The following is a 3,662-nucleotide window of genomic DNA, read 5'->3' on the forward strand; positions in this document are numbered from 1 at the left end:
ATGCCGAACCCGTCGGCGGCGTCCGCGTACGCCTTGCACCGCCCGTCCGCGGCCAACCCACGCTGACGGGAGAAGCCGATCAGGCCCTCCGGCGTCGTCATGAGGGACACCCCGGCGACCAGCGCCAGATCGATCTCGCCGCGTCGCAGAGCGGCGGCAGCGGTTTGCAGTGCGACCAGTGAGGACGAGCACGCCGTGTCCACCGTCAGCGCCGGGCCTTCCAGACCGAAGACGTAGGACACCCGGCCGGAGAGCACGCTGGCGGCCTTGCCGATGACGAGGTATCCCTCGTCCGCCTGCTCCCCGGACGCGTCCTGGCCGTAGTCCTGGCCGTGGGTCCCGACGTACACGCCGGTCTGCGTGCCTGCCAGCGACGTCGGATCGATGCCGGCGCGCTCGAAGGCTTCCCAGGCTGTCTCCAGCAGCAGCCGCTGCTGCGGGTCCATCGCGAGCGCCTCTCGCGGGGAGATCCCGAACAGGCCGGCGTCGAAACCCGCGGCGTCAGCGAGGAACCCACCGGCCCGTACGTAGGTCCGCCCCGCGTGGTCCGGGTCGGGATCGTAGATCTCAGCGAGGTTCCAGCCGCGGTCCGCTGGCAGCGGGCCAACCACATCCACCCCGTCCCGGACGACCCGCCACAGGTCGTCCGGCGAGCCGATGCCGCCAGCGAACCGGCAGGCCATGGCAACAATCACGATCGGGTCGTCATCTTCAGCCACGGCGCGGGCTCGGCCCGCGCCGTCCTGGATGGCGACGGCCTGCGCCGCCGCGGGCTCGGCGACAGCCGGGAGATCCGGGGCAAGCCTCTCCGCGAGATGACCGGCCAGCGACCGGGGGGTCGGATGGTTGAACACCACGGTGGCCGCCAGCCGCAGGCCGGTCGCGGCGGCGAGCCCGTTACGCAGCTCCACACCGGTCAGTGAGTCGAAACCGAGGTCGCGGAAGGCCCGGTCCGGCTCGATCGCGGCCGGGTCAGAATGGCCGAGGACCACCACCGCGGTCGACCGGACGAGGTCGAGCAGGATCTCGTCACGGGTGCCGGCTGTGGCCAGGGCGAGCTGGTCACGCAGGGAGGCCCGGTCACCGGTTCCGCCTCGCGCCGTCGTGACGGCCCGGCGGCGCACTGACGTGGGCACCAGCCCTCGGAGCAGGGGCGCGATGTTCTCACGCCGCCGCAACGCGGCCGCTTCGAACAGAACGGGAACCAGCGCGGGTCGATCGTCGACCATCGCGGCGTCGAACAGGGCGAGGCCCTCGGCCGCCGACAGGGCGCGGGTACCGTCCCGCGTCATCCGGGCCAGGTCAGTGGCACTCAGCCGGCTGCCCATACCCGCCGCCCACAGACCCCAGGCCAGCGAGGTCGCGGGCAGCCCGGCCGCCCGCCTGTGGGCGGCGAGACCGGTGAGGAAGGCGTTGCCGGCCGCATAGTTGGCCTGCCCGGCGCCACCGAGGACGGAGGAGGCCGAGGAGTAGAGGACGAACGCGGTGAGATCGAGGCCTGCGGTCAGCTCGTGCAGATGCCAGGCCGCGTCCACCTTGGTCCGCAGGACGCTGTTCCAGCGCGGCTCGTCGAGTGCTTCCAGGACGCCGTCAGCGACGATCCCGGCGACATGCACAACCGCGGTGAGCCGGTCGGCGACATCGTCGACGATCTGGGCGAGGACAGCCCGGTCAGCGGCGTCGGCGGCGACCACGCGTACGGCGGTCCCCGTGGCCGCCAGCCCGGCGAGCCATTCCTCGTCGGCGCCGGACCTCGTGACCAGGACGAGTTCGGCGACCCGGTGCACCCGGGCCAGGTGGTCGGTGAGGAGCCGGCCCAGGCCACCGGTAGCGCCGGTGACCAGCACGGTGCCGCCGGCCAGCGGCGAAGGGGACGGGACAGCCGCCGGTTCGGCACGGTGCAGTCGGGCGACCGACACGGTGGCTGCCCCGGACGGTGCGCGCCGGACGGCGACCCACGGCTCGTCGGCGGGAGCGCCCAGCCCGGCCGCGACCGCCTGCTCCCAGGCTGTGCCGGCCTCGGTCGCGGTGCCGGCCGGGCCGGGCACCGGGGTGTCGAAGGCGGAGTCGAGTTCGAGAAGGCCGAAGCGGCCCGGGGCCTCCGTCTGCGCGGCGCGGACCAGCCCACGCACGGCCCCATGAGCGAGGTCGCCGTCGCGCAGGACGACCACCAGCCGGATGGACGCCCGGTCTGGATCGGCCAGCCAGTCCTGGAGCACCCGCAACGTCCGCAGCCCGGCGGCCCGCACCGCTTCCGGGACATCCGGCACCGCACCCACAACGACACCGTCGGAAACGAACAGCGCGAATTGTGGCTGCTCTGACGGATCAGCCGGACCACCGACGATATCCGGATCACCACTGGCAGCTGGATGATCGGACACAGCCGAGCCGGCGGGGAGCGCGGATTCGGGGTGGTGGGCCCAGTCCGCGCGGCGCACCGGGGTGACCTCCACCGGCTCCCAGCCCACCTCGAACAACGCGTGCCGTGCCCGCGCAGGTCGGCCAGCCAGCCGCTGTGGGTCGACTGGACGGACCACAAGTGCTCCGACGTCGATCACCGGCGCCCCGGCATCGTCTACAGCGCTGATCGTCAGGGTGTCGGGGCCGGCCGGGGCGATCCGCACCCGCAGCGACCGCGCACCGACGGCGTGCAGCCGCACCCCCGACCACGCGAAGGCCAGCCGGGGCTGCTCCGGGTCCGGAAAGAACCCGGCCGCTGCCAGCGGATGTAGGCTCGCGTCCAGCAGCACGGGATGCAGGCCGTAGCCGTCCGGGAGATCCGCGACCGGCCCGTCGGCGGCCCGGAGGAGGTCGTGCGAGTGGGGTGTGCCCGGGGCCGCGAGAGCGGCAGCCGGGAGCTCCACCTGGGCGTAGACGACGCCGTCGGCCGCCCAGGCCGCGCGCAGCCCCCGGAAGGCCGGACCGTAGTCGACCGGCAACCGATCGTAGCAATCGTCAAGATCCACCGCCTGTGCGGCGGGCGGCGGCCACTGCGCCGCCCAGTCGGCCGGGCCGGCCGGTGCTGATGCACCGCCGGCCGGGCCTTCGTCCTGGGCTGCGAGGGTCCCGGCCGCGTTCTCAGCCCAGGCGCCGTCTGGGCCGGTCCGGGAATGGACAGTGACCATACGGCGGCGCTCGGCGTCCGGTTCTCCGACGAAGACCTGGATATCCGTGCCAGTGGCGGTATCGGTCTCGTCCAGCAGGATCGGCGCGGAGATCGTCAGTTCGGCGAGGACCGGAAGGCCCACCCGCTCCCCGATCCAGGCGAGGATGTCGAGCAGCGCGGTGCCGGGCAGCAACACCGCGTCCCCGATCCGGTGGTCGGCGAGCCAGCGGTGGCGGTGCACGCTGAGTCGGCCGGTGAACAGCAGACGGGCACCGTCGTCGGGGCCGGTCAGACCGACGGCGCCCGGATCACCGGGTGATCCGTCAGAACGCCGGTCCACGACACTGACGGCGGCGCCGAGCAGCGGATGATCGACCGGGTCGAGCCCGGCGGCAGTCACATCACCGCCGACGCCGCCCGGGCGGGAGTCCGCGTCCAGCCAGTAGCGCTCGTGCTGGAACGGGTAGGTCGGCAGGTCGGGCCCCACACCCACACCAGGCCTGGCCTCGGCGACGCCCGCCCCGGAGTCCCCATGCGCATCGGAGGCCGCGCT

General features: G+C 73.5%; 1 protein-coding gene. It reads right to left on the bottom strand.

Translation table 11 applies throughout. The annotated features are described in order from the left end of the window. Nucleotides 1–3,596, bottom strand: a 3,596-nt coding sequence (locus tag AC559T_RS09305; protein ID WP_498868470.1) for a type I polyketide synthase, incomplete at its 3' end; no start/stop codon positions are given. Nucleotides 3,597–3,662: the final 66 nt, after the last annotated feature.

It is taken from the genome of Frankia sp. Hr75.2, from assembly GCF_949319125.1.
Classification (GTDB): domain Bacteria; phylum Actinomycetota; class Actinomycetes; order Frankiales; family Frankiaceae; genus Parafrankia; species Parafrankia soli.